At 43.3% G+C, this 25,783-nt stretch carries 24 protein-coding genes; 11 read left to right on the top strand and 13 right to left on the bottom strand.

Annotation, left to right across the window (positions count from 1 at the left end):
- Positions 1-36: 36 nt before the first annotated feature.
- From A28LD_RS01935 to A28LD_RS01920, 4 genes are all read right to left on the bottom strand, one after another.
- A complete protein-coding gene (locus A28LD_RS01935; protein ID WP_007419372.1) occupies positions 37-528 on the bottom strand; it encodes an Ig-like domain-containing protein in 492 nt (163 codons plus the stop codon).
- A 21-nt stretch (positions 529-549) separates the two neighbouring features.
- Positions 550-2,124 (bottom strand): DUF4331 domain-containing protein, encoded by a 1,575-nt coding sequence (locus A28LD_RS01930; RefSeq protein WP_007419371.1) that lies wholly within the window; start codon positions 2,122-2,124, stop codon positions 550-552.
- A 76-nt stretch (positions 2,125-2,200) separates the two neighbouring features.
- The gene (locus A28LD_RS01925; RefSeq protein WP_007419370.1) at positions 2,201-2,875 is read right to left on the bottom strand and encodes an anti-sigma factor; all 675 of its coding nucleotides are present in this window, start codon (positions 2,873-2,875) and stop codon (positions 2,201-2,203) included.
- On the bottom strand, positions 2,872-3,408 hold the full coding sequence (locus tag A28LD_RS01920) for a sigma-70 family RNA polymerase sigma factor (RefSeq protein WP_007419369.1): 537 nt from the start codon (positions 3,406-3,408) through the stop codon (positions 2,872-2,874). The genes A28LD_RS01925 and A28LD_RS01920 overlap by 4 nt, the downstream gene beginning before the upstream one ends.
- 551 nt (positions 3,409-3,959) lie before the next feature.
- On the opposite strand from A28LD_RS01920, the gene A28LD_RS01915 reads away from it, so the two are divergent.
- The 5 genes from A28LD_RS01915 (at position 3,960) to A28LD_RS01895 (ending at position 7,926) form a co-directional block, all read left to right on the top strand.
- Positions 3,960-4,235 (top strand): helix-turn-helix domain-containing protein, encoded by a 276-nt coding sequence (locus A28LD_RS01915; protein ID WP_007419368.1) that lies wholly within the window; start codon positions 3,960-3,962, stop codon positions 4,233-4,235.
- Positions 4,235-5,548 carry a type II toxin-antitoxin system HipA family toxin gene (locus A28LD_RS01910; RefSeq protein WP_007419367.1) on the top strand — a complete coding sequence of 438 codons (1,314 nt, stop codon included), beginning with the start codon at positions 4,235-4,237 and terminating at the stop codon, positions 5,546-5,548. The genes A28LD_RS01915 and A28LD_RS01910 overlap by 1 nt, the downstream gene beginning before the upstream one ends.
- Before the next feature lie 185 nt (positions 5,549-5,733).
- A complete protein-coding gene (locus tag A28LD_RS01905; protein ID WP_007419366.1) occupies positions 5,734-6,063 on the top strand; it encodes a hypothetical protein in 330 nt (109 codons plus the stop codon).
- A gap of 157 nt (positions 6,064-6,220) precedes the next feature.
- Positions 6,221-7,453, top strand: coding sequence for a hypothetical protein (locus A28LD_RS01900; protein WP_007419365.1), 1,233 nt, complete (start codon positions 6,221-6,223; stop codon positions 7,451-7,453).
- 218 nt (positions 7,454-7,671) lie between these two features.
- Positions 7,672-7,926: a hypothetical protein gene (locus A28LD_RS01895; RefSeq protein ID WP_139043488.1), complete on the top strand. Its 255-nt coding sequence runs from the start codon at positions 7,672-7,674 to the stop codon at positions 7,924-7,926.
- Between the two features lie 27 nt (positions 7,927-7,953).
- On the opposite strand, the gene A28LD_RS01890 is transcribed toward A28LD_RS01895, so the two are convergent.
- The 3 genes from A28LD_RS01890 to A28LD_RS01880 all read right to left on the bottom strand — a co-directional run bounded on the left by A28LD_RS01890 (position 7,954) and on the right by A28LD_RS01880 (position 11,070).
- Positions 7,954-8,709: a DUF3667 domain-containing protein gene (locus tag A28LD_RS01890; protein WP_040486872.1), complete on the bottom strand. Its 756-nt coding sequence runs from the start codon at positions 8,707-8,709 to the stop codon at positions 7,954-7,956.
- Between the two features lie 758 nt (positions 8,710-9,467).
- Entirely contained in the window at positions 9,468-9,746 is a 279-nt protein-coding gene (locus A28LD_RS01885) for a helix-turn-helix transcriptional regulator (protein WP_007419362.1), read from the bottom strand.
- Complete coding sequence (locus tag A28LD_RS01880) at positions 9,739-11,070, bottom strand: HipA domain-containing protein (protein WP_007419361.1); 1,332 nt, start codon at positions 11,068-11,070, stop codon at positions 9,739-9,741. Before A28LD_RS01880 ends, A28LD_RS01885 begins: the two co-directional genes overlap by 8 nt.
- A 191-nt stretch (positions 11,071-11,261) precedes the next feature.
- Between A28LD_RS01880 and A28LD_RS01875 the strand changes: the two genes are divergently transcribed.
- Positions 11,262-11,711, top strand: a complete 450-nt coding sequence (locus A28LD_RS01875; protein ID WP_007419360.1) for a response regulator — start codon at positions 11,262-11,264, stop codon at positions 11,709-11,711.
- An 18-nt stretch (positions 11,712-11,729) separates the two neighbouring features.
- Here the strand turns inward: A28LD_RS01875 and A28LD_RS01870 are convergent, their stop codons facing one another.
- The 3 genes from A28LD_RS01870 to A28LD_RS01860 form a co-directional block, all read right to left on the bottom strand.
- Positions 11,730-14,177, bottom strand: coding sequence for an EAL domain-containing protein (locus tag A28LD_RS01870; protein WP_007419359.1), 2,448 nt, complete (start codon positions 14,175-14,177; stop codon positions 11,730-11,732).
- 218 nt (positions 14,178-14,395) lie between these two features.
- On the bottom strand, positions 14,396-16,096 hold the full coding sequence (locus A28LD_RS01865) for a GGDEF domain-containing response regulator (RefSeq protein WP_007419358.1): 1,701 nt from the start codon (positions 16,094-16,096) through the stop codon (positions 14,396-14,398).
- Positions 16,089-16,478, bottom strand: a complete 390-nt coding sequence (locus tag A28LD_RS01860) for a response regulator (protein ID WP_007419357.1) — start codon at positions 16,476-16,478, stop codon at positions 16,089-16,091. The genes A28LD_RS01865 and A28LD_RS01860 overlap by 8 nt, the downstream gene beginning before the upstream one ends.
- Positions 16,479-17,219: 741 nt before the next feature.
- On the opposite strand from A28LD_RS01860, the gene A28LD_RS01855 reads away from it, so the two are divergent.
- The 3 genes from A28LD_RS01855 to A28LD_RS01845 all read left to right on the top strand — a co-directional run bounded on the left by A28LD_RS01855 (position 17,220) and on the right by A28LD_RS01845 (position 19,891).
- Positions 17,220-17,528, top strand: a complete 309-nt coding sequence (locus tag A28LD_RS01855) for a hypothetical protein (RefSeq protein ID WP_007419356.1) — start codon at positions 17,220-17,222, stop codon at positions 17,526-17,528.
- Positions 17,515-18,831 (top strand): type II toxin-antitoxin system HipA family toxin, encoded by a 1,317-nt coding sequence (locus A28LD_RS11810; RefSeq protein WP_050795123.1) that lies wholly within the window; start codon positions 17,515-17,517, stop codon positions 18,829-18,831. Before A28LD_RS01855 ends, A28LD_RS11810 begins: the two co-directional genes overlap by 14 nt.
- A 493-nt stretch (positions 18,832-19,324) precedes the next feature.
- Positions 19,325-19,891, top strand: a complete 567-nt coding sequence (locus A28LD_RS01845) for a hypothetical protein (protein WP_040486870.1) — start codon at positions 19,325-19,327, stop codon at positions 19,889-19,891.
- A 398-nt stretch (positions 19,892-20,289) separates the two neighbouring features.
- Here the strand turns inward: A28LD_RS01845 and A28LD_RS01840 are convergent, their stop codons facing one another.
- Positions 20,290-20,496, bottom strand: coding sequence for a helix-turn-helix domain-containing protein (locus A28LD_RS01840; protein WP_007419353.1), 207 nt, complete (start codon positions 20,494-20,496; stop codon positions 20,290-20,292).
- A 767-nt stretch (positions 20,497-21,263) separates the two neighbouring features.
- Here A28LD_RS01840 and A28LD_RS01835 point away from each other — a divergent pair.
- Together A28LD_RS01835 and A28LD_RS01830 are read left to right on the top strand one after the other, a co-directional pair.
- Positions 21,264-22,715 (top strand): GIY-YIG nuclease family protein, encoded by a 1,452-nt coding sequence (locus A28LD_RS01835; protein ID WP_007419352.1) that lies wholly within the window; start codon positions 21,264-21,266, stop codon positions 22,713-22,715.
- A gap of 22 nt (positions 22,716-22,737) precedes the next feature.
- On the top strand, positions 22,738-23,670 hold the full coding sequence (locus A28LD_RS01830; RefSeq protein WP_007419351.1) for a hypothetical protein: 933 nt from the start codon (positions 22,738-22,740) through the stop codon (positions 23,668-23,670).
- Between the two features lie 819 nt (positions 23,671-24,489).
- Here the strand turns inward: A28LD_RS01830 and A28LD_RS01820 are convergent.
- Positions 24,490-25,185, bottom strand: a complete 696-nt coding sequence (locus A28LD_RS01820) for an SOS response-associated peptidase family protein (RefSeq protein WP_007419350.1) — start codon at positions 25,183-25,185, stop codon at positions 24,490-24,492.
- A gap of 22 nt (positions 25,186-25,207) precedes the next feature.
- Positions 25,208-25,444 carry a hypothetical protein gene (locus tag A28LD_RS01815; RefSeq protein ID WP_007419349.1) on the bottom strand — a complete coding sequence of 79 codons (237 nt, stop codon included), beginning with the start codon at positions 25,442-25,444 and terminating at the stop codon, positions 25,208-25,210.
- Positions 25,445-25,783: the final 339 nt, after the last annotated feature.

Genomic DNA, 25,783 nt, shown 5'->3' with positions numbered 1-25,783 from the left:
GACTCATCAATAGACTAGTCAGCAAAAGCGCTATTCTCATTCATTGCCCCCGTCAGCCACAAGATCGGCAAAAGCCGCAGTATCGGTGACATCATCATTGATAATGCGGCCGTTCAGCCGCAATGGTTCGGCGCTGGCTGACTGAGAAAATGCTTCACGAACATAAAAGCTTGCGTTAACACGTTCAGCTTCAACCACAATTGTTATTATTCCCTCAGCGGAGAATTCACCGTCTGTAACCGAATAGGTAAAATTAGCTTCGCCGACATACTCTGCTGGCGGTGTATAGCTAAAAGTGCCATCCATGTTAACGGTTACCTCACCAATACTCGCTTCTTGCTCTAGCCGGAAGGTGAGCGAATCGCCATCAGGGTCGTGAGCATCCAACGATTCGTTAAGCGTAGTATCTACGGTAATCGTAAACAGACTATCGCGAGCCGTTGGCGGCAGGTTTTTGTCACTAGTATCGAAGCAGCCTGTTAGCAGCAGGGCTGCAACAAAGGTGACGATGCTTAATGGATACTTCATATTGTTTCCTCCGATGCTGCGTTATTCGCTCGATGAACCCGGTACAGGTGTTTTGAGATAAGGGAAACTATCGTTGACATAGCTGGCATCGATCGGTGCACCGTCAGTGAATGGTACATTACCTACGGGGGCGTCATCAGGGTTACAAAAGCCCAAGTTCGTTGGTTCACCATTTACTGGAATGTTGTGACACAGCGCGCCCATGACCACACGTAGGGCAATATCCACAACGTCATCTCCAGGACGACGGCCATTTGGGAAGCCTGCTAAGTCATCACCAGCAACACCGAAAGCCGATTGCTCTTGGGCAGGAGTGGCTGGAATACCGGTGTTCAATCGTAACATCTCTGACGCTGTAACGTTTGCTTGCTGGTTAACACCCTCAAAGCCCGTTAAAAACGCGGCAACCAAATCCAATCGCGGATAGTTCGATGGCGCTAGGCTCGCGTAATCGGTACCTAAGGTTGCATTGACAGGTTCACGAAATAGCAGGTCAAGGATCACCGGCAGTGTCGGGTGCGTCACGTAATCGGCAAACTGACCGTCGTTACTTGGCGCTGAAGATGAAAATGTATCTTTATCGTCGAGGCCAATTATTAGCTCGTTAACTAGTGGTGCACTTAAGCGTGACACCTGAACCAGTGCGCCGGCGCTAACGTCGGGCTTTTCGAAGGTTGCGTTAGGATTTTGTAAGCGAGCTTGAGGGACTTGTGCGGTCGTCCAGCTGCCAATGACGCCATTGCCATTACCAACAACACAGCTTTTCGGCAGTTCAAGAGCAATGGTGTTGACGTTTTTGTTACGTAAATCGTCATTAGCGTCGTTTTGCTCGATGCCTCCAGGGAAGGCGGCTGCTTCAATCGGAACATAGTTGACGAGGTCAAAAGTTTCCCCTAGGTTAACGACAAAAGGGTCTTTACGCTGACCAACGAAAACTCTACCTGGCATTGAGCAGTTTGGTATGTCAATTTCGTACACATACTGATCTGCGTAGGCCTGATAGCCATTTGCACTGCCAAATGTTTTTTCGCCTACAAATGCCAGCGGCTTAGTAAACTCTTGTTCGCCTGATAAACCCATGACTTGCGAAGAGGTGCCAGTTCGTTGTGCTCCGGCGACAACATTGATGGTATAACTTTCATTAAAGTTAAGATTGCTTTGATCGTTAGCAGAAATAGCACCGATAAACTTAAGCGGCACGCTTACATTTTTCTGCATGCCGTTGGCGCCAACAGGTAATTTAACACCGCCATTTGGCAGAGAATTATCAAAGCGAAACTCAAACGTTAGATCTTCCTGTGCATCTCCGTTGGTATCAAAATGAATGGAATACACGGCCGATGAATCCATGGCAAAGTAATTTGGCCCACCATAGGCATCTTGCAATGGCGAGTAATTCGCGATGACCGTGATGTAGTCACCCCTGCCGGGCTCATAGCTATTGAACAGATAGAAATCTGTTGAATCCAATGCTGGGAAACGGGCGATATTCGGCGCTTCCCTGTGACTGGATGCGATAGCAACTGCGGTTGCGGATACGATTCCCGCAGCCACAAGTGCTAATGTTAATGCTTTTTTCGAAAATGTTTTTCTCATAATACCCTCTCGTTGTTTTTGTTTCTCATTAACTAAACGATCGAGGGGGTAGTTTGGATTCAGAAATTTAACTTTTCTATAACCGGGCTATATCAGTGCTGTATACCACAGGCCCAGTAGGCAATCCTGTTGTTGAACCGCCTAATGGTTCAACACTGACAGCTAAGCCCGCAACCTGCGCGAGCTTGAAAGCGGGGGGTGGAGTTAGAATCATTGCTCTGCCACGTTCCGGTAACAGACCCAACGAAACAGGATTAGAGCCATCCACTGGTAGCATCCACAGCTCATAGTTTTTATCGGCCTGGGGCTCAATCGATGCCTGAGGTATAGCCTCGATCACACTATCCGAAATATTTAATACCCACAGTGATTTTTGCTGTTCGTTTTGAATCACCGCAACGCGATTGGTAGTCGGTAGTGATGTGGAAAGAGGCTGCTGGAACAGGAATACAGCCAAAACGATAGCCGCTGTACTGCCGATCGCTCCAAGCCAATGCCATAAATCAAACCGTTGTCGAGTGGAACTGAATAACCGATTAGAAATAATCTTCCATATTTTTTTCGGCGGTTGAACTGGCCTTATTTGGTCATTTAAATGGTTAAATTTATCTTCCCAATAAACAACTTGCTGACTAAGAGATGGATTGCTTTGTAGTAACAACGAGAAACGAAGCCTCGCCTTGCCTCGCATTAACCCAATTACGTAGCGGCGCGCTAATTGTTCCGTCAGTTCTGCATTATCGTAGTTCATGATTGTAAGCACCTCTTAAGACTATCGAGCCCACGACGAATCCAGGTTTTGATAGAGCCTAGTGCTTCTCCTAAATGATGGCTAATTTCTTGATGAGTCAAGCCGAAAAGATAAGCAAGATGAATAGACTGTCGCTGTGAGTTTTGTAATTTATCAAGGCAATAGTCCAATCTAGGGGCATCCACCTCGTCGTTGCCCATAACTTCGTCGAGGTTTTGATTTATGAGCTGCTCGATATCATCCGTTGAGATGGCTCGAGTTTTGGTTGCACGTAACATGTCGATAGCGCGATAACGAGCGATGCTACTAACCCATGACATAACTGTTCCCTGATCGGCGCGATATTGTGACGCAGAGTGCCAGACTTTAACGTAAGTATCTTGCAGCACATCCTCGGCGAGATCGCGTTCTCGGAGTATCGCAAGGCTGATACCGAACAGCTTCGCTGAAGTTTGAGTATAGAAGCGCTCGAAAGCTTGTTGATCGCCAAGTGCAATAAGGTGTAGATCTTTAGATAGGTTTTGATTGGCCATCAACACGGTCCTTAAATTTATTGCAAGAATTCCAAGTAGTAGCTACACGAGTGAATTTTGTTCACTGGCATTTAACGATAACTTGAAGGTGCAGTCAACTAAGGAATACTCATGATAAGGCCAGAATATTTTAGACATGTTCTAGCTGCTTAAAATACTCACGTTCAAAATTGTTAGGCGATATACGTTGATCGCTCGTTTGCAACGACTTCGAATTTTAAGCCCTCTTAATAGAAATGTCATTGATGCCATGGTTATATCCTTGCAGGGCGGTGGAACCATCGGGGGTTAGTCGGCATATGCAGTGAAAACAGTGTGTTAAGTGGTCTTCATCGATTTGCGCTATGAGCGCCTTGCGTTCATCAGCCGAAAACTTGGTATAGCCCGAAACTCCTTCCATTTGTAACTATCATACGCGAATCCATATAAAATATTATTTATACGCACTCGCGCATAAAAGGACTTTCATACGCACTTGCGTATGAAAGTTGACTTATACGCAAGTGCGTCTAAAATAAGATTTATATGAACTCACTTATAAAGAGAGCGCAATGAAAATTAATGATCCCAAAGCATTATCAAACTACATACGAGATAAACGAAGAACTCGTGGCCTGAGTCAAGCCAGGGTTGGAGATTTAGTGGGGCTTAGGCAAGGAACGGTTTCTAAATTTGAATCAATGCCAGAGAAAATGCAGCTTGATACTTTGTTTCGTTTACTATCAGCTTTAGAGCTTGAGTTGTCAGTAAAACCTAAGAATAGCAATGACTTGAAGGATGATTCGAACTCTGTGTTGCCCGATGCCAAATGGAGTGAGGATTGGTAATGAGTACACTCGCTATTTATATGAACGGCTACTGCGTAGGCTACTTTAGCCGAAGTGATTCCGGCGCTCATACGTTCTGTTACGATAAGAGCTGGATTATCAAAGAGGGAGCGCGTCCAATTTCTTTGTCGATGCCGTTAAGGCACGACGAATACTCAGGACGGGAGGTCATTAACTTTTTTGATAACTTACTGCCCGACAATGAAGAAATTAGAGACAGAATTGTTGCCCGCTATCAAGCCGACTCCGACCAAGCTTTTGACCTACTCTCGACGATTGGAAAAGATAGTATAGGTGCATTGCAGTTCGTTCCCGAGAACGAAGACCTGGGGAGCGTTCATGAACTGCAATATGAAAGACTCACCGAAGACAAATTAGAGAGAATTTTAAAAGGTTATCAATCGAAGGCACCTTTAGGTATGTTGCGGGAGCTAGACGATTTTAGAATTTCAATTGCCGGCGCTCAAGAAAAAACAGCCTTGCTGAAAATAGACAACGCATGGTGTATTCCAAAAGGTAACACTCCGACTACGCACATCATTAAGCTTCCTATTGGGAAGATCCAAAGCCATGATCACACGATTGACCTGACTGACAGCGTTGAGAATGAAATGTTGTGCCTAAGAATTGCAAAAGCATTTGGTTTTGATGCGCCTGATTGTGAAGTGATTACTACGCCAACTATTAAAGCCCTCGCCATTGAGCGCTTCGATCGTAAATATTCCCCAGATCACTCGTGGCTAATGAGACTTCCTCAAGAAGATTACTGTCAGATACTGGGTTTGCCCTCTGCTAGAAAATACGAATCGGATAACGGACCAACGATTGCCAGAATTATGAAACACCTTCAGGGCTCTGCTGAGCCTACGCGCGATCGTGAAACTTTTATGGCAGCGCAGGTGCTATTTTTTCTTTTAGGCGCAACTGATGGGCATGCAAAAAACTTCTCTATACACATCGAGCCCTATGGTACATATCGGTTAACACCGCTTTATGACATCATTTCTGCTTACACTGCAATAGGTGGAAACGGCCTGAATATTCGTGATTTAAAACTTGCGATGAGCTTGCGAGGATCGAGTGGAAAGAAATGGCGTATCTACCAAATTTTTCGGCGGCATTTTTTAAATACCGCAAAAGAAGCTGAATTTAGCCCGAGCCGAATGAGCGAAATCATCACCACCCTATGCGATAAAGTAGATGATGTTATTGAGCGAGTGAAAAACGATTTGCCGGATGATTTTCCGAAGCGCGTTTCGACTCCAATTTTTGAAGGTATGCTTGAGCGTAAACGTCGACTTCTGATCGAATGAATTTACCCGATTGGTAACATGAGTATTTTGAGTAACTAGAAAGTGTCTAGAATAATCAGGCCTTACCAAAAGTCGCCCAGAAAGCTCTGGCCTCACAACTTACGATATAGGTTTACTACAATTGCTTCTATGTTTTACGTCTACTAAAGTTCTTTGTAAATAACATGACAAGGCAAAGCTTTAATATGGGTAAAGGCAGTTATTTAGGCGGCAGCACGATCGTTAGCCGAAGCGATAGAGATAAAGAAGAGAAAATAGAGGAACGAGATCGGGCTTTCCTTGATCCACGTTGGCGAGCAAAAAAGAAGAACAGGCTCAATGATACACAAAGCCCAGCAGAGCAATTCCTTCAAATAGTGTTAGATAATGAACGGCGGGGAACCCCTCTGGCCCCTGTTCCTAAAAATCTTAGGAGATATCTGCCTAATGTAGAAGATAACGAGGAATCAATAAAAAAATGGGCGGTTTCTCACCCTAGATATAGGTTGTTGAAAAATAAAAATAAAAATAAATAGATCTTGAATCATCATTGACTTTTCAAACTGGCAACGTCTATCTTCATTCGACATTTTGCGGGTTTTATTGTGCTTATAAATATGGTGTTGTTTCAGGAAAAAGGTGGTTGCTAAACTCGACTAATTACCGATATTTGTTGTACTCATGGAGGATATATTGAAAACACTACTTTTTATTGCTGCTTTACTTACCAGTGCTACTAGTTTCGCTGATACTCAATCTACGGAGGAGTATCTTGAGGAAGTTAACAAAGCATTCAGCCGCTTTTTTGAAGCAACGAACGGCAAGACCTATAGTCAACAGATCATAGCTATCGAAGAGCTTTATGTAGAGTTTGAGGATAATGACGCGGTACAGGATGTTTTACTACAAAGCCTCGGCGACGTTTATTCATTTTCAGGCCTGTATCACCAGGCTTTAATGACGGTTGATAGTCGAGGCATTGAGCCCGGAAAGCTGGATGACGAAATAAAGGGCTTTAGAGTTCACGATGCCATCGATGCGATTTTGGAAAGATCATCGAAGCATCAAATCGTGATGATTAATGAAGCTCATCATGTTCCTCAACATCGAGTATTAACGTATCAGTTACTTGAAGGCTTGTGGGAGCAGGGCTATCGCTATTTAGCCTTGGAAGCGTTGGCCGAAAATGCTGAGCATAATCTTGCGATAGGGCATATTCCCCAAAACGCTGGTCATTATACTAAGGAGCCAATTTTCGCTAACTTACTGCTCTATGCGCAAGAGCTTGGCTTCCAACTGGTCTCATATGACTACGGTTTTGAAATTGAAGGCACTACTGCAGAAAGAGAGGAAAGTGGCGCGAGAAACCTCCGAGAAAAAATATTCACTCAAAACCCTGATGCTAAAGCGATCATCCATGTTGGCTACAACCATATCAATGAAGAAGGTTGGCTCGCCCATCATCTGAAAAAATCACTTGGACTTGACCCCTTGACGATTAACCAAACGGAAATTCGCGAAAAAAGCGAGCAACAATATGAATCAGAAAGCTACGCATGGATTATTGCCAATCACGCCTTTGACACACCAATTACACTATTAAATGAAGCAGGTGAGCTTTGGTCGGCAAGCCCTAATGAATATGATGTCAACGTAATTTGGCCCAGAACTGAATACATTCAAAACCGCCCCGAATGGGCTCGTTTAGGCAGAAAACTAAAGCTTGCAGATTCAACTTGGTGCCAAGAAACATTTCCTTGCACCATAGAGGTTTATGCAGCGAGCGTGGATGATGAAGTCCCAACCGATCGTATCGTACTCTTAACTGCTCAGGATGCAGCTGGTGTTTTTATCTCACCATCGAGCAGCAAGATAGAAGTTACCAACGCGGAAGGTAAGATTTTGCATACTGAGGTAATTGATTAAAGAAGTTAAAGTATATGGTAGATAAAAAGCACTAGTATTTGACTTTTGACCAAGCATAAAACCAAGCGGGGCTTTTAATGAGAGCCGTCAATGAGTATATGAAGCCGATTTAATGTTTCATATGTGTATAGTTCTTATTTGAATCTAGGATTAAATCCAAATTAAAATTAACCTTGCTAGCTATCATTTCGTGTTCTATGAAATTCGGTGTATTCGCGGTGAATGAGCCTGAGCCCGTTAACCCAATGACGAATGCCTTTCGCACTGCTGGCTATGCTTTGAGTATGAGCAGAGCGGAGGCGGCCAACGTTGATTTAAGGAAATTTAAAGGGTTTTATAATTCGCTCAACATAACAATAGGTATGGGAAGGGAAGTTCTCGTTTATCAGGCGAAGTTAAGTCAAGAAAACTTGAATGACGCTAAGTTTCCTAACCCCATAGAGTGGCGGATTATGGGCGGTATTGATAAATGATGAAATCGAGCTCTAGAGGAATTTAAACTAAATTCCTCTAGAGAAGAATCCTTCAACGAAGCCACGCATAAAGCCAACATAGAAAAACAAATAAAGCGCCATGATGCCCAAAACTAAAACTATTTTTACAACTGAATGCTGCTTGCTTGAATATTGAATCACGCGCCAAAGCATTATGGCCATGTACACAGTTAACACCGCAACTACGAACCATTCCGCAGCGGCTTGCCCTGCGCCTGACGTAAACCAGAATAATAAGCTAGCAAGAAGAATAAGAAGCATGCTAAAGCTGTGAAAGTGTAGGCTTATCAGTAAAGCATTGCCAAAATTGATGTGATGTATCGCCTTTACGAGCCAAACAAGAGCTGCATAGCTTAGTGTTAAAGTAACAAGAATAACAAAGGCTGATTGTAGTAACTCAAAAACCACCGTTTCTTGGCCTGAAAAGAGTAAATCACTGTAGTAAGTTTTCAGAGCTAAGCTATTTTCTAGCATCAAAGACATGAGCAAGATAAAAACAAAGCTAGTTGAAAAGAACAACCGAATAGGGCCTACAAAAGAAGCTCTTTGCCCCTCCATATAGGTTATGGAAAGTTCTCCAGGCTCCGTAACAAGCTTTCGTAGCGTTCGCCACGCAGTGCCTTCAAGCGCAATATACTGATCAAAGAAGCTATGAGTAGCATTCCAAATACCAAAGCTCTTGAGTTCAGTTGCTTGCCCACATTGATCGCAATAGCGAGCCGTATCGGCTACCGGTGTGTTGCAGTTTTTACAATTTTGCATGGGAATCTTGGCCACTTTGCTATTTACCCTATACTTTAGCTACCTTTTTAAGGTAAATCTATCTTAGAGATTTGCCAATAAATCATGAACTTCATTGTCGTTACTACGGCCTAATTTTTTGGCGAGCGCGCGATGTGGTAAGGCCTGAGATTTACCGGCACCTTTTATGGTAAATATTAGTCAACGTCAATTACTGCAGACGGAATTTGTGGATAAAGGTCAAAAATTAGAGCCTTGAAAATCGCAACAAAAATTCCTGTCACAGATTTGTCACGCCTGTGTCACAGGCTAGTTTTGATGGGGTTTTTGCGATTTCGGGCAGAGGTCTTTAGTCATGTAATAATGACCTTAATTAATATCAGGAAGAAGTAATGAAACTGATAGGGTGTTGCTATGAAAGGCTTTAATGGCGCGCCCGAGAGGATTGATTCGCGCCATCCATGGCGCTCACCCCTTCGGGGCGCACTCGCTATGCTCGCGCGTCCAAAATGGCTTCCTGCCATTTTGTCGAACCTCTGACCTCTGCCTCCGGAGTGCAGAAAGGATAGTGGGGGTAAATCGGCATGTTCAGTAAAAACAGTAGGTTAAGTGGGTTTTTGAAGGGGTTTTTACCGGCATTTTACACCGTTTTAGATCGTTCTATGCAAAATCGTGTCACATAAAGCGGTTTCAAAAAGTCGAGTTTTTGACCTTTAGCCACGACAAAAATATTTTTGGTGAACAAAAAACCTGACTTTCTATGTCGAAATATTTCGACATTAAATCACCCTTTTCACCACTCGAGCGCTCACTTGAAAACTTCCCGGCGCAAGTAATTTGTTAATAATGGATAGCCGCGCATCGGTATTCCCCTTTTCAACATCGCGTAAGGTTTTGTCGGAGACATTGATAAATTTGGCGTAATCGTTTTGATTCATCCCATAGAGCTCGGTTCTGATTTTCTTTATTGCCTCACCAATCGACATGGTGTTGGAAGCTAAGGCTTCATCGATTTGCGCTATGAGCGCTTTGCGTTCATCAGCTGATAGATTATGCATTGTAAACTCCGTAGTTCATGAGTTTTTGTTGTACATGGTCAAACCCAATGGCAGGGAAGTTAAGTATCTCATCTGGGCAATTGAATTTTTTCAGTAAGCTAGGTATCTCTATGAGCGGCGCTGCTAGGTTTTGTAAGTAAGCCAATAGCGCTTGAGGCTCACCAAAGCCCTCAAGTTTTTCGACGACTTGGTCGAATCTTACCGTTCCGCTACGCTCACAGTTTTCGCCCCACTTGAATAAACGAGTGACCATTTCTGGATCTGCTTTCATTGGTGCAAAATCATAAATAGGAGCGAATCGAATATCATCTTCGAACTTTAAGAACGACATATTTCGACCATGGTTATCGGAGTTACCAAAAATTAGGTTTAGTAAATCGCGTGCTAGGTATTGTGTTGCGAATTCGAAGCTGGACATCTTCGTGGTGTCTTTTATCTTCTGCCAAACGGCTTTCATTACAATGAAGTGATCGTGGTAGCTACCGGGCGCTGCATTAATAATTGAATAAACACTCTCTAAACCAATGCGGGTGGCTACGGAATTTTCTACAGCAGTGTCGAAACGAGGTAACCATAGGCTAACCTGACCTTGGTGTTCACGCATCATCATGCGCGTTACATCAATAGTTTCAACATCGGTATCTGCGAGTATTTCTGCTAGAGCCTGATAAAACACGCCTTCAGCTCGCAGAACATTATTGTCGCGCGGTGAACGTGTATTTCTCGCGAATTTCGTAAGATATGGCAAAGCAGAGAGGGGATTCCCAGCAAAATCGCCGTCAATGAACACTTGGTTATCGTCAACCATCAGAAGCAACTTCGGAGCAACACCGCCAGCGCCGGTTGCACCACCTACTGCAGCACCGTGCTCGTTCGCATACTCTAAGAAATCGTGTTGCAACTCAACCACAGAATCGATGGAAAAACGGCGGGCGGTATCGTAGCGGATTTGCTCAGCGGCTTCCTTAATTCGTAAGTTCCCAATAGGCGCCATGCATGCTTTCGTAAGAAGTGCATAATTTTGCTCAAATTCGCTACTTCTGCTGACGTTCAGGTAATTGAGCCACCATGTGCGCGATTCACCTGCGGGTAGTAAGTCGTCTAGCAGCGCAGGCCAACTTGGATAATCAATAGGAACGATAGTAACGGGCGCATTTACACTGCACGCCCAACAATCCTTTCTTGCGTAGCTCAGCACATGCCTAATGTAATCGGGTAGGTAGGATAAAGTAACGTGGCTATTCATTTTATCGCCATCAAAGCTAAGCTCTGCGGCATCCCACCATTTGCCTCGATTGAAGAGTTGTAGCGTTACGGTTTCCATAGTGGCGCTCGGTAGTTTGATACTGTTATTGCTGTAAGATAGACCATAAAGCGGTAATAATCTACTTTATTTGGACATCTTTTCCGTATAAAACCGAATCAAACTACTGGTTCGGGGTGCGTATTCTGTTTCGTTAGGACTATAGATTAGAGTATCTAGTATACCCAGGCCTCAACAGTGGCCAAATTTAGTTGGCCACTACAGATGCATCACACATCGACTGGTTGGCAAAGCCTATCCAGAAAGAGGGTTTACTGCGCACAATAGCTCAGCGTTTAGGGAATTTAAACAGACCTATTCAGGTGCTGCATGTAGAAGACGATTATGACTTGCACCAAGTCATTTCGGCGATGGCAGGTGATGGATTTCAGCTTTACTCAGCCCAGTCAGTTCAAGAAGCTCGTACAAAAGTGATGGTAGGCACTTTTGATGCGGTCATTTTAGATATCGGCCTACCTGACGGCTCAGGATGGGAGTTGATGGCAGATATTAAGCAGTACCAACCTCAAGCATATATTTTGGTGTTATCAGGAAGAGACATAAGCAGAGAAGAGTTGCAGCATATTGATTTAGCTATTCGTAAATCGAATCTTGAGCCAGGTCAGCTTTTAAGAGCAGTGAAAGAGCGCCTACGAAAATAAGTAGTTCAATGCGCTTTTTTATAAAAACTGAGTTTCGATTGCAGCTGGCAGCATCGGTTTGGCAGACAAAAAACCCTGATAGTAATCACATTGTAGTTCCTGCAGAAAAAGCAGCTCCTTCTGTTGCTCAACTCCCTCAGCAACTACCGTCATGCCCATGCTCTTTCCAAGTTGAATCATAGCGCTCAACAGACGGGCATCACCGCTTCTCGACCAGCCATCAATAAAACTTCGATCTATTTTTAGTTTTTCCGCGTCGATACGGCCCAAATAATTCAGTGAGCTAAAACCGGTTCCAAAGTCATCGAGCGCCAACTTTACCGCCATGCTCTTGATTGACTGAATTACCTTGCTGGCTTGCTGCCAATTAGCGAGTAAAGTTGTTTCCGTAATTTCAAGCACAACAGTTTGCGGATTCACATCATGACGTTTTAGGGCCTTTGACAGCACATCTAGAAAGCGAGGTGATTCGATATCTAAAGCGGACAAATTAATCGACATAAATAAATCGGGTTGTTGTTTTTGCCACTGAGCAAGTTGCATTAAAGCCCGCTCTAGCATGAATACGGTGAGTTTCGTGATATGGCCGCTATTTTCAAGAGCAGGAATAAACTCACCGGGGCCGACTAGCCCGCGGGTTGGGTGCTGCCATCGAACAAGTGCTTCAAAACCTACGACCTTCTGCTCGTGAACAGAAAAAATTGGCTGGTAAAAAGCGTTGAACTCCTGATTAAGGAAGGCTAGCTCAAGTTCTTGAGCAAGATTAAAACGCTTCTCTTCCCATGTTCGCATGCTTGCATCAAAGTAAACGGTCGAAGCGGCTGTTTGCGATTTTGCCTGAAATAGGGCGGTTTCAGCATGAGCTAACATATCTGTAACTTTAGTGACTTGAGGCGAGAATAAAATAACACCGAAGTCTGCAGTAATTGATATGCTCTGTTCGCCATCAAAGTTGTATTTTTCTATAAAACATGCGTGGATAGTCTCTATACACTCCTTGATTTCTGCTGATGAGTTGCATTGATCGATCAGCACATAAAACTCATCAGCCGTCGCTCTGTAAATAGCCCCCCTGTCTGCAATTGCTTCGCTTAAACGCCATGCAATTGCCTGAAGTAGTCCGTCGCCTCTATAAGGACCATGTAAATTGTTAATAGTATGAAAGTTACGAATATCAAGCTTGAGCAAGGCCCCTTCGCGTTGTTCTTTTTGTAGTAAAGAGTCAAGTCGTTGCTCTAGACTTTTTAGCAAGGGTAAAGCGGTCAGTCGATCAAAGGTAGCTATTTCTATTCCGTCAAAGGTTAGCTGGATATCTTTATGTCGACGAATATGTTCTGCACGGGCTCTAATCGCCATGCGTAAACGCCACGGCTCAATGGGTTTGCTAATGAATTCGTCTTGAGAAAGGCGAGCGCTAGCTAACTGAACATCTGTGTCTGACGAACTCGACATGAACAAAATTGCTGTGTCGAAGTACTCTTCGTGCTGGCGAATCAGGCGGCCTAGCTCAAGACCACTGCACTCTGGCATAAAAATATCAATTAAAATCAACTCGGGATTTTCGTTCTTTAGTAAACATAGTGCTTGCTCTGCACTCGTTGCAGTGAAAATGGTGTAATCGTCTTGGCTTAGCACAGTTTGGTATAACTGCAACAAATGTTCATCGTCGTCTACTAGCAAAATGCGGAAAGGTGATTCTAGCTCCGTAATGCCTAACTCTTTTCGCAATAGGGCTGAGAGCCGAGTCATATCAATAGGCTTTTTGAGAAAGTGGTGGCCCCCAGCCTTAACAGCAGCTAAACGAACATCAAAATTGTTATGTGAGGAAATAAATATAGTGGGTAATGGATAACCTGAACGTTCTCGCCACAGGTTTACGTGGCGGGCCCCCGCGAATCGCTCTCCATAGAAATCCATGTCTACTAAAATGGCATCGGGACGAAGGTGCTCTATTGCATCGGTAAGCTGTGAAATATCTGTCAGGAAATGAGTTTGGTAACCATATTGTTTTAAGGCCTTGCTTAATAGGGCCGAGAACTCATTATCATCATCTATTAACAGCAGCTTTATGCTGTTGTTGTCTAGTGGTTTTTGCTGTTTTGGCGCAACTTGCGAAGCATGTCGGTTTGCGCCTTTGTCTGTCACTGCTTGACCTGCGTTCTCTAGCTCATTTGCAAGTTGCTTGATGATATCAGCAAAAGGAATATGTTGAAGCTGCTGTATATTTTTTGGATCAGGGCTTTGCTCAAGCAGTTCGCAATAGATTTCGAGCTGTTTTGCAATGCGAGATATTTCAGGAAAATTATAAGCTCTACCCGAACCAGAGAGACGATGGGCAATGTGTTTAATCTCTAAAATATTTGAACATGACCAAAGCGAAGTGCCTTCTGCAAGTTGTTCAAGCTCATCGCTATAAGCCAATAGTCGTTGCTGATAGCTCTTAACTAGAGATTCAAACGTATTCATGCTGTTAAAGCCCTCTCTCCGCTAGTTTACTGAGCTGTAGTATAACTACTATTTAAGGTTAAAATTATCAGATTTATCCTACGAGATAAATAGTTTTATACTTCAGATAATATTCCATTGAAGCTGAATACTTTTCCTGTATGCAAGAACATCGTCTCCCAAGGCCATCGATTTAAAAGGCTCGGAAAATCAGTGCTTACAAAGGTTTAAGGGTTTTCTTAAATTCTAGCTGTTATAGATTGCACAACGCGATTTCGCCCTGTGTTCTTTGCTTCATACAGAGCACTGTCTGCGTGTTCCACTAGTGAATCTGCAGTCGGCAAAAAAACGGAAGCTTCTAGTTGGACAAATCCTGCAGATACGGTGCAATGAAATCCTTTATTACCAACCGTAAATTCAATATTTGAAAAACGCTCACGAATATCGTCCAAAATAACTTGCGCTGATTCAGCATCACAACCAGGCATGACCAACATAAACTCTTCACCGCCATAACGACCTACGTGGTCTGTCTGACGAACGCGTTGCGTCAGTAAATTGGCGAGGGATTCAATAACGGTGTCACCAACGGCATGCCCGTAGGTGTCGTTAACACGCTTAAAGCGGTCAATATCAAGCATACTAATACAAAGACTTTGTCGATCTCGAGAGGTTCGTGCAATTTCACTTTTTACTGCCTCTTTAATTGCACTATGTTTAAGTAATCCCGTTAAGCTGTCTTTACTTATCAATGCGTTAAGTTGACGAGCTCGTTTCACTCGCGTTCTTAGAGCAGTAATTAGTATGTCAGCTGACACTGGTTTAGTGATGAATTCGTCAGCACCACCTGTAGCAATGGCTTTGCTTTGACGCTGGTTATCGGTTTCAGAAGAAATGTATACGATAGGTAATGATGTGAAGTTATCAAACTGCCGTATTACCGCAGCGAGCTCCATGCCACTAAAGTCTGGCATGTATAGGTCAATAAGCACCAAGTCTGGTTGGTATTCTTGTATTGCAGCCATAACTTTCCTTGGATCAGAAAGGTTGTGTACTGCCATGCCAGCAGCTTCAAGCTGAGATTTGTAGAGTGCGCTTAAATCGGTGTCATCATCTATGATTAAAATTCGTTCTGGGTGCAATTGAATTTTATTTTTATGCTCATGGATAAAACTTGCAACTCGAGCTACGTTTATTGGCTTTTGAAGGTATGTTATTGCTCCACTGCGTACCGCTTTGATACGCGCATGAAAATCATCAAACGCTGACATTATAATCAGTCCGAACGACTTAAGGTCAATACGATGCAAGTCAGCGCATCGATAGAAATCAGAATTGTCTTCGAGTCTGACATCGGCAATCACAAAGTGGGGCTGAGAAGATAACAGCGCCTGCTTAAATGCGGCGCAACTTAAAAAATACGCCACATCAAAACCAAAACTTAACAATTGTTCACTCAACTGGGCGGCTACTGACTCATCGTCGTCAATTACCCAAACGCATATCGTATGCTTTCGTTCAGTTTTCGCGATATGCGCTTGGCCTACCGTCAGTAGTTTTGCGTTCGATTGACGGTCCGTAAAGTTTGCCCCAGAGTGCAGGGTTACAGGGCTTTCTATTTCTATTTTATCAACAATACCAGCAAGTTTTTCGAGCAATTTAACTAAGTAAGTTAGCCTCGAAGGCTTATCTTTTGTCGACTCACTCATTAATGATGTAGCGATAGACTCGGCAGCTCTGGCAGTATGTGTTATGTCTGTATAACCGAAACTTTCACCCGAGCCAACAAGCTTGTGCAAGTAGCCTCTTAGTTGAGACAGCTGATGTTCTTTGGCATTTTTATCGCTGAAGTTCTTTAATTGTTTGGGAAATTCAGCCTTGATTTTTTGAACATAGATAGCTTTTAACTCATCCAAAGTTTCCTGGTTCGGTTTATTCATTTTTAGACCTTTTCCAGTAAGTCATTACGTTATCTGCAAGGGTCATAGGATCAAAAGGCTTGGTAATGACACCAATAGCTCCCATTGCCATGAGGCGAGCGATCTCGTGTGATGATGCTTTTGCAGTAATAAACACAACTGGGGCTAGGTTATCGCAGTGGCGTTTCTTCAGCTCCTTAAAAGCTGTTGGGCCGTCCATATTTGGCATCATGACGTCGAGTAAAATCAAGTCAGGCTGAAGGTTTTCTAGCTTGGCAACTACCTCGCGGCCATCATTGCAGAAATGGAGCTCGAACCCGCCAATATCCTCTAACGCCATAGACGCAATCATCTGAATGTCTGGATCGTCTTCTGCGTATAGCACTGTCAACGGTGTTTTCAAAATTCACATCCAATAAATAAGTCTTCGTATAAAGGTAAAACATAAAAGATTTAATGCAACACTTATTTATACTTTAGAACTGGTAAGTCTTAAATATCCAGAACGACTTCAACTCACGGAAAGAAAACTAACGGAATTTTAAGGGAAATGCTCTGAAAGCATTTGATGGCGGGCTCGAGAGGATTGATTCGCGCCATCCAGGGCGCTTACCCTGAGGGCGCATTCGCTGCGCTCATGCGTCTAAAATGGCTTTCTGCCATTTTGTCGAACCTCTGGCCTTTGCCTCCGGACGGCAATCTCGCAAAATGCTATAAATTACCTTGTTGTTATAAATTAATGCGTTACATCGTTATTAGGTGCTGTTTTCGTGCGAAATTGAGACTTGTTAGATCAATTAGTGGAAATTTTGGAAATAGAAGGGTGATCCGAAAAGGCTTAAATTTGACGATTAGCCACGATAGTAACTTCTAATTGCTGAGAAAAGCCTGACTTTTTATGTCGAAAAATTTGGATATAAAAAGGAGCTCTGACTATAAAAATAAGCGTTGGTTGGAGCTATTACGAATATAACGATGAATTATCGAAGCAAATTTAAGTACACTATAAAAAACCATTATGGACATAATTTGCATTTTAGTTCATTTTAGCGTACATTGATTGGTTAAAGTATGCTATAGCAGGCGTAATGTTGTTTTTTTAAAAGATTAGTTCGGTAAGTGAAACTATTTTCTGGTGGAATGTATGAAAAGCGATATCACAGAAATAAAGCAGCGCGTTCATGCCCTCTTAAAAGAGCTTGAGCGCATCGAAACTCAAGAACGTGAAGCTAAAGATATGTTTCCGCTCTCGGAATTAAAGGTACACGTGACCCGTTATGTGAAAGAAAACGATATCACCATCGACACGTTCTGCGAACTTGCGATGATCAGCAAAGCGACCCTATACGTTGCATTCAATTCCCCAGGCTCTACTAAGTGCGCAACCATTGAGTCGATTATTTCTGTGTTTGGAAACTACAGATTATACATAGGACGTGATGATGCAAGTTAATCGCACCGCTACCGTTTTTGTGAACTCCAAGAAAGCTGGGACTCTTGTCGAGCTTCGTGATTCCCAAGATTTATCTGGGCGCGAGTCGTATACTTTTACTTATGCCGAAGAATATCTAAAGCATGGCGTTCCCATCGGGCATCATTTTCCTCTCAAAGAAGCGCAGTTTGAGTTTGATGCCTTACCCCCGTTCTTTTCTAATTTGCTCTCGGAAGGTTGGTTAAGAGCGCATCAGGCGCAAAAGGCAAGACTTGATAAAAGTGATGAATTTGGTCTGTTATGCGCCAACGGAGAGGAGCTTATCGGTGCGGTTTCTGTGGTAGCTAGTGAGGTTGATTCGTTGCTCACAGATCGGTTAATTCAACTTCCCATACCCAAGCCAAGTACCCTGAAGGACAAAGGCGTTACCATTGTTGGCACTTCACGCTCATTTAATGACTATGCGGTAGACTATGGGAATGGACAATCCATATCTGGCGTGCAGCGAAAGCTTATGATGAAGCTGGAGGGTAATCAACTGGTTCCGACGGCTCGTGGAGGACAATACATCGTTAAGCCTGCACCAGAGGGTGTACCACATTGTCCGGAAAATGAGTTTTTCGTCATGAACTTGGCCAACAAGGTTGGTTTAAACGCCGCTGAATGTGGCCTAGTACCCTTTGAAGACGGAGAGCTTGCCTACGTGACAAAGCGTTTCGATATCCTTAATGAGGATGAGCGCTACTTAGTAGAGGATGGTGCATCCTTATGTTTGGTACATCCGAAGCATAAAGACAGCGACGCATTGAGTTACGAAACTGTGTTAAAACGGTTAAGCAACGCAGCTGGGAATAGCAAAGCGGTCACGCTAAAATTATTCTTACAAGTTGTCTTTTCTTACGTTGTTGGTAATAACGACTTGCATCTAAAAAACTTTTCCTTGATGCGAAAGCCTAGCGGACAAAGCACAACCATGGATACTTTAACGCCAGTCTATGACGTACTCAGCCTCGCTCCATATCCTAAATTCGATGGTGCTTGTTTCATGTCGATTGGTGTTCTTGCAATAGAAGAAGGAGATGATGGCCATTTCAGTGATGCGTACAACGCATTTGGTTACTATACCAAGCATGATTTTGTGCAGCTGGGTTTAAATATAGGACTGCCTCAAACACTAGTAGAAAAGCAAATGAAGCAACTGACCAGCAAGGTTATAAAAATCCTAGACAGTGGTTTTCAAACACCAATGCCAAATGTCTTGCACCAACAAATTGTGGATCGTATTCGTGAGCGATGTGGCACATTAGAGCGGATCCTAGACTGATAGTCCTCTATGGGGTAGCCCCAAGACTCCTAGCGTCATCTCATCAATGTCATAGTACTAGTCTTGGGGGATAGGTCACTGATTACCCAGAGCCTTTAGCTAGTCACACCTCTGCTGGTGGAGGATGATCACTCGCTGCATAAAGATGTTGGCACTGTTGCGGAGTTGTTGGTTAACATGATTGTTCAAGCTATACTGGATGCTCGTCTTTAATACTTACTGAAGTATTAAAGCTGGTACTGCTTAGCAAGGTGGTAAATCGCACTCATCAAGGCGCGTTCATCAGAAACTGATTGGCTTTCTTAACGGCCATGACAGTGGTGATGTATCACATAATTTTAATTGGGTCATATCCATGTCGCTGGTTAGCCAAAATACGCTTTATAACACGCCACTAAGCGTGGATGTCTCTGAACACTGTATGGTGCTGGTAGGTGAATGCATCCCCTTTAGAGAGGTTAAGACGATTTCTCAAGCCTTCACAGAATGCTATGTGAACAGCGTATACGTGGGAAAGCTGCTTGAAGTTGAGCTTCATTTTCATCAGCAGCGCCCCGCCTTTAAGGCCAAAGTGGATACGCGCCATTCTTATGATTATGCGCGTTTGTTTCAGCTGGTGTATCACCTAAGTGTATACCGTGAGCAGCATGAACAGAAAATAATCACACGAGTGAACAAGCCATTGCCGCCACTCTCGGCGCACCGCTACGCCAAAATCTTACTGTTGTTAAGTGCGCTTGTGTTCGCCATGTTTGCAGTCAATGGTTGGTTAGCGCTCTGCTACCTAGATATATTCTGGGTAGAAATCTCCTCACTACTCGCACAAATCCTCTCGCCTATCATTCTTTTGGTATTCGCTATGCAGTGGTTTTGGTTACAACCGAGTGAGCGCAAACAAAAGCAGCGCGAAGCCGAGTTAGAAGAGCGTGCGATTGCAGGTATACTGCCAACGCCGCCTAACCCTAGTTTGTTAAAAGCGTTGACGTGGCTCTGGATAAGCTTAGCTGCCATAGCTGTTACTTTAGGCATGTCGATATTGGCCTTGCTGGCGAATCAATAGCGCAACATTATTTTTAGAGACGCGTTTGTGAAATACCAATCTGGTAAGGCCTGAATATTCTAGACGACTTCAACTCATGAAAAGAAAAGTAATGGAACTTGAAGTGGGAAGTGCGCTGAAAGGCTTTAATGGCGCGCCCGAGAGGATTCGAACCTCTGACCTCCGCCTCCGGAGTGCGGAAAGGATAGTAGGGGTAAATCGGTATCTTCAGTAAAAACAGTAGGTTAAGTGGGGTTCCGAAGAGCTTTTTACCGGTATCTCACCCCACTTTAGATCGTTCTATGCAAAATCGTGTCACATAAAGCGGTTTCAAAAAGTTGAGTTTTTGACCTTTAGCCACGACAAAAATATTTTTGGTGAACAAAAAACCTGACTTTCTATGTCGAAATATTTCGACATTAAATCACCCTTTTCACCACTCGAGCGCTCACTTGAAAACTTCCCGGCGCAAGTAATTTGTTAACAATTGATAGCCGCGCATCGGTGTTCCCCTTTTCAACATCGCGTAAGGTTTTGTCGGAGACGTTGATAAATTTGGCGTAATCTTTTTGATTCATATCATAGAGGTCGTTTCGGGTTTTCTTGACCGTCTCGCCAATGGTCATTAAATTTTATGCGAATTTCTCATCAATTTCCGCGAAGCGATTTACAGGTTATCAGATTTCAGGGTGAATGTATGGGCTTCCGTTATATTGCAACAGTTGAGCAGGAAGATAGATTTATTTCTAAAGTATATCCGGCTTGTCACTCAATTTGACTTAGCCATAATGAGTTATTCGTACCACTGCTCCTAGTTGATCATTAGAGTTCTTTAGCTCATCTCGCCCTCCAGGTTTTCCAGCATTAGATCCTTTCCACTTTACATCATCAACTGATTTGTAATTTCATAAAAACAACCACACACCTTAGACGGTATTTATCCCACTTGGAACGTTTGCTCTTTAGTTAATAAGGCCCTCGGAATGCGAGCATTCTTGTTGGCCTTCATGATTCATCTAGTTATTTAATTTTTCTTACTTAGCTCAGTATCCGCAAGTACTAGTGCGGATCAAATTGAAGAATTCGCTTGGAAAGCCATTCGGGAAAAGTCGCAAATCTGCCATTACTGAAAAATTTCTTCGCATTTGGGGTAAGGCAACACATTAACGATTACGGTTAACTTTCTTCCATATTTCTGTCGACGCTATAAATTAATCATGAATTCTGGATGCGGTATTTTTCAAACCGATGCTTGATGCTAATGCCACAATACGCATATTATTGAACTACTTCATGGCAATAGAAGCTAAATTAAGGAAATGGATGTCGTCAATGGTCCTCCAGAGTTTCCAACGCTAACTATTGCAGTAGATGTAAACCACTGGAGCTGTCTATGCAAAAAAGTACTACATCTTCCGAACTAAGCGCGGAATCAAATCTAGCCTTGAATCCTCTTGCCAACCAAATTATGGATAAGGCGATAGAAAATGTTACGCGAAAGCTGATTGCACAGAAAAGAAATAAATCGAGTGCAGCGGATAAGCCCGCGACCCCATCTGCACAAACATACATGGACGTAGCCAATCGCGGTGTTCTATGGAAAGAAATCGCGATGAAAACCATGACCCATGGCATTTCATCGCTTTCAACTGCTCAATTTGATGGTGAGTTTAGAATTCATGGTGGTAAACCAGAGGGTCTTGAGAAAGTCCCCGAAGCTCCAGGAGTTTATGTTGTTTATGATAATAACGATAACCCTGTTTACGTGGGCGATAGCACTACGCTACGAACTCGTTGGCAGAATGGTCACCTTCGCGAAAACGCAACAGGAACCCCCGAAAAACAATACAAATTGAATCAGGTGTTAGAGGAAGGATGTACAGTTCGCTTTCTACAGACAGACTCAGAAGCAAGTGCTGCAGCGATTGAAGCGCACCTCATTAAAGAAGGGAACCCGTCGCTGAACAAGAGAAGTGAATTGGAAGGGAAACAAACAAAGCGCTCTAACATTGAGGCGAAGAAGGCTAAAGATCACATGAAAGACGCGGGAGCACTTGCAGTTGGTGCGGGTAAGGAAGCCTTAAAGCAAGGTGCTGCAGTTCTGTTTGAGCAATTGGCTAGCGAGTTAATAAAGGCCTTAAAAGATGAGTTGGTCGAGGTGATTGCAGGTATAAAAAGGACGATAAAGGAACGCGCGAGGCGCATTTGGGTCCGGATTGTAAAGATACTGAAACAAATGTTCAGTGCGCCGTTTAAAGCGCTTAAAGGCGTTTTTGAATTCGTCGTTAATGCGCTAAACAAAGCGTTCCAGCAGGTTTACATGCTTGCGCGTAATATATTTGATTTGGCTTCAGCGAGCTGGAACCTATTTAGAGGCTCGAGCAAAATGTCCCGAGAGGAGTTAGTACGAAAAATAACTGAAACAATTGCCATCAGTGGTGCTCTTATCGTTTGGGATGCGTTAGATGCGGCGATGGAAAGTCAGCTGACAGCGCTTGGCCCTGTCGCACCGTTCTTATCTGCTACGTTTGCCGCCATAGGTTTTGGCTTAACCAGCTACTTCTTAACCACTCATCTTCCCAAAGTGATTGATTTTGTAGCGGGAATAAAGCTTGGTTGGAAAGAAGCTCAAGAGGCAGAAAGACGAGCTGTTGAGCAACTATTAGATGTTGCGAAGAGGGAAATGGAGCTATTGCTGGGGGTAAAAGAGTATGTAGATTCTGCTACGGATTTTTGCATTGACTTAAAAGATAAGACTCAGTCTTTGCGTGATCATAAGTCGATAGCACCTATTGATGTGAATGCGCTTTTGAATGGCTCCAGTACCCCCAAAAACATAGCGTAAAGAAAATTAAGGCAGGGAATATATGACAACAGCAGAGACGACAAAAGGAATGGAGACAGAAATTCTGGCAACTCATGAGGCAGAAAAATCCCAAGGGTTATCGATGAGTTCTGACTTCGCAGAATTTTTTGAAGATTTTGAAGTGCACTTCAAGAGTCTGAGTGATTCATTGACAAAGACTAAAACAACGAGAAAGCAGGCGAAAGAGTTCGCAGAACACGGCTTCTTATTAAGATTTAAAAAGTCGATATCAGGTGAAAGCTCTAAAAATATTTCAAGCATGATTGGCGATCTAGGGGCTAGTGTTGAGACGACCCAGAAGATTCTTCAGTTGATGATGATCGTCCAGAATACCAAGAACCGATTTTTAAAGCAGTTCCACGAAGCATTAGTGAATAAGATCGCAGCAGTTGAAGGCGATACCCTGACGCTTGACGAAAATCAGAGAGCCGCGGCAATAGCGATTATCGAAGGGCTCAAGGAGCAAGTGGCGACTCAAATCAAGCAACAGGAAATGGTTGAACATCATCAAAAGAAGCTCCATGAACTAGATGGTTTTGTGGATTTGAAAGTGATACACGATGCTGAGCAAGATAGGAAACTGTACGAGCTGGAATCTCGAGCTTTTGAAACCATCGAGCGAGATAGGGAGCAGCAACGGTTAATCGAGGAGCTTAAAGCGCAAAATGCCAATCAAGACGAGATTGACCGAATTCAAACCCAGCGTATTGATAGTTTGGTTCTATCCACTTCTGAATTGGAGATCTATGCTCAGAAAAACAGGGAAACGATAGAAAGCCTCATGTTTCAACAGGAACTCCTTATCTCTCAAGTAGAAGAGCTGGAGTCAGACAGAAAAAAATACAAGTCGGTGCAGCAAACAATTTATAGACAGGTGATTCCAACTTTTGCGATCGCTTTGTCTCTCTATACAGCGGTTTCATTTTCGCTCTAGTTACCGAAATTGCAGTGTTATTTCAGGGGAAAGGTCAACTCCGACTTTCCTTTTCTTTACTACAGAGATATTGCTACTTAAAAACATATATAAAAAACTAAAAGTGGTCTGTAGTTATGTTGGTTCTTCTGATATGTTTATACAAACGCCCCTTAACGCATAGGTTAAATTTTGAGCAGTTTTTGGTGTTTAATTTATATAAAAATCCGATACGGTAAACCCCTGAAATATAGAGTATAATTTTTGTGGAAGAGTCAGAACAAAGCCCCGCCTATAAAGGGGATTAAGACACTTATTTTGCATTTCATAATGGTGAGGGCTGGAATACTCAGACATAAAAGGATCTCTGGCTTTAGCAACGAGAAAACTTGCAATCGGATGGAGCAATTTTAGATGCAAATCGTGGATCAGTTTCGCCTGCAAATTAACAGCCGTCCTGCAGATAGATAAGGTCAGGCCGTCCATGCACTCTGCTATTGCGTTATTTTTAAAGTTGCACTCTTTTTACAGGTTTGCCATAGTAGTCAAGTATTTGATTAAGAATTACTACCTGTTAGCTAGCCTCTAGCCAAGGCCGCTAAACAAAAAGCCACCTTCGGGTGGCTTTTTTGTGCCTTTAACTTTTAATTTGCAGTAAGACTTGAACCATTGTGACATCTCCCCCCAAGAATGGAGCCATGACATCGATGAGATTTCCATTAAACTTGGGTACGTGTCTCTGTTGGTACTTAGCTGGCAGGTTAGGCGAGGCTTAAGTCAACGTCGAGCTAAAATTGGCATCACCGCCTCATGTCCATCATTGTGCCTAAATACCAGTCGTTAGATATCAGCCGAAATTTCAAATTTTGGGGCTATTAATTTATGTGTACTGGGTTTATCAATTTGCCAAGCAATTAAATTCACGGGTAATCTGGGCTCTAACAGTTCATCAAACATCACAGGATTGGTAATACTCTCATCCAGCCAGCTATTTAGAAGTTCAGGTTGTGGCGGCAATATCAATGGCATCGATTTAGAGTGAATGTCTTTCAGTTTGGGATGAGGTGGTAAGGTAATCACTGAGCAGGATAAAGCGCTCTCACCCGTTTCTGAATTAAACCACTCACGACATAAACCTCCCATGAATAAACCACCCTGTTTGGCTACCATATCGTGGTAATGAATAGGTTTGCCGTTAACATATTCTGTTTCGCCAAATCCTTTAACCGGTATTACGCAGCGGCTATGCCGAAAGGGCTGATAACCCGCTGAGTTTTTTACATTAAGTTTGTCGTAACGGGTGTTGAACGAGGTGTACTTTGAGGGTTTAAAGCCAGTATCCGATTTATCGAGTAGTAACCACCAGCTTGCGGTATCCATCCGGCGCACGCCTTGTTTCTCACGAACGATACTGACAGGCTGAGTGGCTCGGATAAACCGACTGAATATGGGCTGATTAGCAAACAAGCTTATTTGCAGACCCTCACATAGCTCTATTACGTCTGAGTCGTCGATAACATTCAGTCTGCCGCACATAAACCAATTCCGTTATAGCCCGTTATTCTGAATCTTTATTCGGGGTGATGACGTCCGGTCGTGAAGTTAGAAAATCCTCATCAGCTCGTTCAGCATCAGCAAGAGATGACCAGCTTTTGCGGATCGGCGTGATAATAAGACATTGTCCCTCGCGACATATATCAACCTTATCTACTCCACTGAACTCAGCCTCAAACTCCTCAGGAATAATTAGGATATGATTGCCATCGCTGTCTTTAACAAGTTCTGTTGTAACCATAAAGTCGCTCCACCATGCCGCCAGTAACGTATTTAATAGATACCAGCAGAATAGCAGTAAATCCGCCAAACGACAGGTTCTCATGGCAATACACTTTGAATTTAGAATACGCGAGCTAAATCCTCATCAAACGTTATACCGGTAAATTCATGCTCTTCAAGTGCAGATTTAAATTTGCCCGTGGCAAAAAGTGCATGACTCCCATAAAACAAAGATTTGAACACTGGACTTGCCCTAATCTCATGGACAAGCGCATACCTCGTTGTCTATGTGGTGTATCTAGATCCCTTAGACATCTTTTGGGCTCCTTTATGTCCTTAGGGGTAGTAGTATGTTACC

Origin of the sequence: Idiomarina sp. A28L (genome assembly GCF_000218785.1) — a bacterium.
GTDB lineage: Bacteria > Pseudomonadota > Gammaproteobacteria > Enterobacterales > Alteromonadaceae > Aliidiomarina.
Note: the sequence above shows the minus strand (reverse complement) of the source record. Positions and strands in the feature narration are given on the sequence as shown.

Excerpts from the sequence above, each read along its gene's own strand:
- A28LD_RS01820 (WP_007419350.1), bottom strand. The coding sequence starts at position 25,185 with ATGTGCGGCAGACTGAATGTTATCGACGACTCAGACGTAATAGAGCTA.
- A28LD_RS01885 (WP_007419362.1), bottom strand. The coding sequence starts at position 9,746 with ATGCATAATCTATCAGCTGATGAACGCAAAGCGCTCATAGCGCAAATC.
- A28LD_RS01905 (WP_007419366.1), top strand. The coding sequence starts at position 5,734 with ATGGGTAAAGGCAGTTATTTAGGCGGCAGCACGATCGTTAGCCGAAGC.
- A28LD_RS01855 (WP_007419356.1), top strand. The coding sequence starts at position 17,220 with ATGAAAAGCGATATCACAGAAATAAAGCAGCGCGTTCATGCCCTCTTA.
- A28LD_RS01890 (WP_040486872.1), bottom strand. The coding sequence starts at position 8,709 with ATGCAAAATTGTAAAAACTGCAACACACCGGTAGCCGATACGGCTCGC.
- A28LD_RS11810 (WP_050795123.1), top strand. The coding sequence starts at position 17,515 with ATGATGCAAGTTAATCGCACCGCTACCGTTTTTGTGAACTCCAAGAAA.
- A28LD_RS01865 (WP_007419358.1), bottom strand. The coding sequence starts at position 16,096 with ATGAATAAACCGAACCAGGAAACTTTGGATGAGTTAAAAGCTATCTAT.
- A28LD_RS01910 (WP_007419367.1), top strand. The coding sequence starts at position 4,235 with ATGAGTACACTCGCTATTTATATGAACGGCTACTGCGTAGGCTACTTT.
- A28LD_RS01870 (WP_007419359.1), bottom strand. The coding sequence starts at position 14,177 with ATGAATACGTTTGAATCTCTAGTTAAGAGCTATCAGCAACGACTATTG.
- A28LD_RS01815 (WP_007419349.1), bottom strand. The coding sequence starts at position 25,444 with ATGGTTACAACAGAACTTGTTAAAGACAGCGATGGCAATCATATCCTA.
- A28LD_RS01920 (WP_007419369.1), bottom strand. The coding sequence starts at position 3,408 with ATGGCCAATCAAAACCTATCTAAAGATCTACACCTTATTGCACTTGGC.
- A28LD_RS01880 (WP_007419361.1), bottom strand. The coding sequence starts at position 11,070 with ATGGAAACCGTAACGCTACAACTCTTCAATCGAGGCAAATGGTGGGAT.
- A28LD_RS01925 (WP_007419370.1), bottom strand. The coding sequence starts at position 2,875 with ATGAACTACGATAATGCAGAACTGACGGAACAATTAGCGCGCCGCTAC.
- A28LD_RS01830 (WP_007419351.1), top strand. The coding sequence starts at position 22,738 with ATGACAACAGCAGAGACGACAAAAGGAATGGAGACAGAAATTCTGGCA.
- A28LD_RS01930 (WP_007419371.1), bottom strand. The coding sequence starts at position 2,124 with ATGAGAAAAACATTTTCGAAAAAAGCATTAACATTAGCACTTGTGGCT.
- A28LD_RS01840 (WP_007419353.1), bottom strand. The coding sequence starts at position 20,496 with ATGACCATTGGCGAGACGGTCAAGAAAACCCGAAACGACCTCTATGAT.
- A28LD_RS01915 (WP_007419368.1), top strand. The coding sequence starts at position 3,960 with ATGAAAATTAATGATCCCAAAGCATTATCAAACTACATACGAGATAAA.
- A28LD_RS01835 (WP_007419352.1), top strand. The coding sequence starts at position 21,264 with ATGCAAAAAAGTACTACATCTTCCGAACTAAGCGCGGAATCAAATCTA.
- A28LD_RS01935 (WP_007419372.1), bottom strand. The coding sequence starts at position 528 with ATGAAGTATCCATTAAGCATCGTCACCTTTGTTGCAGCCCTGCTGCTA.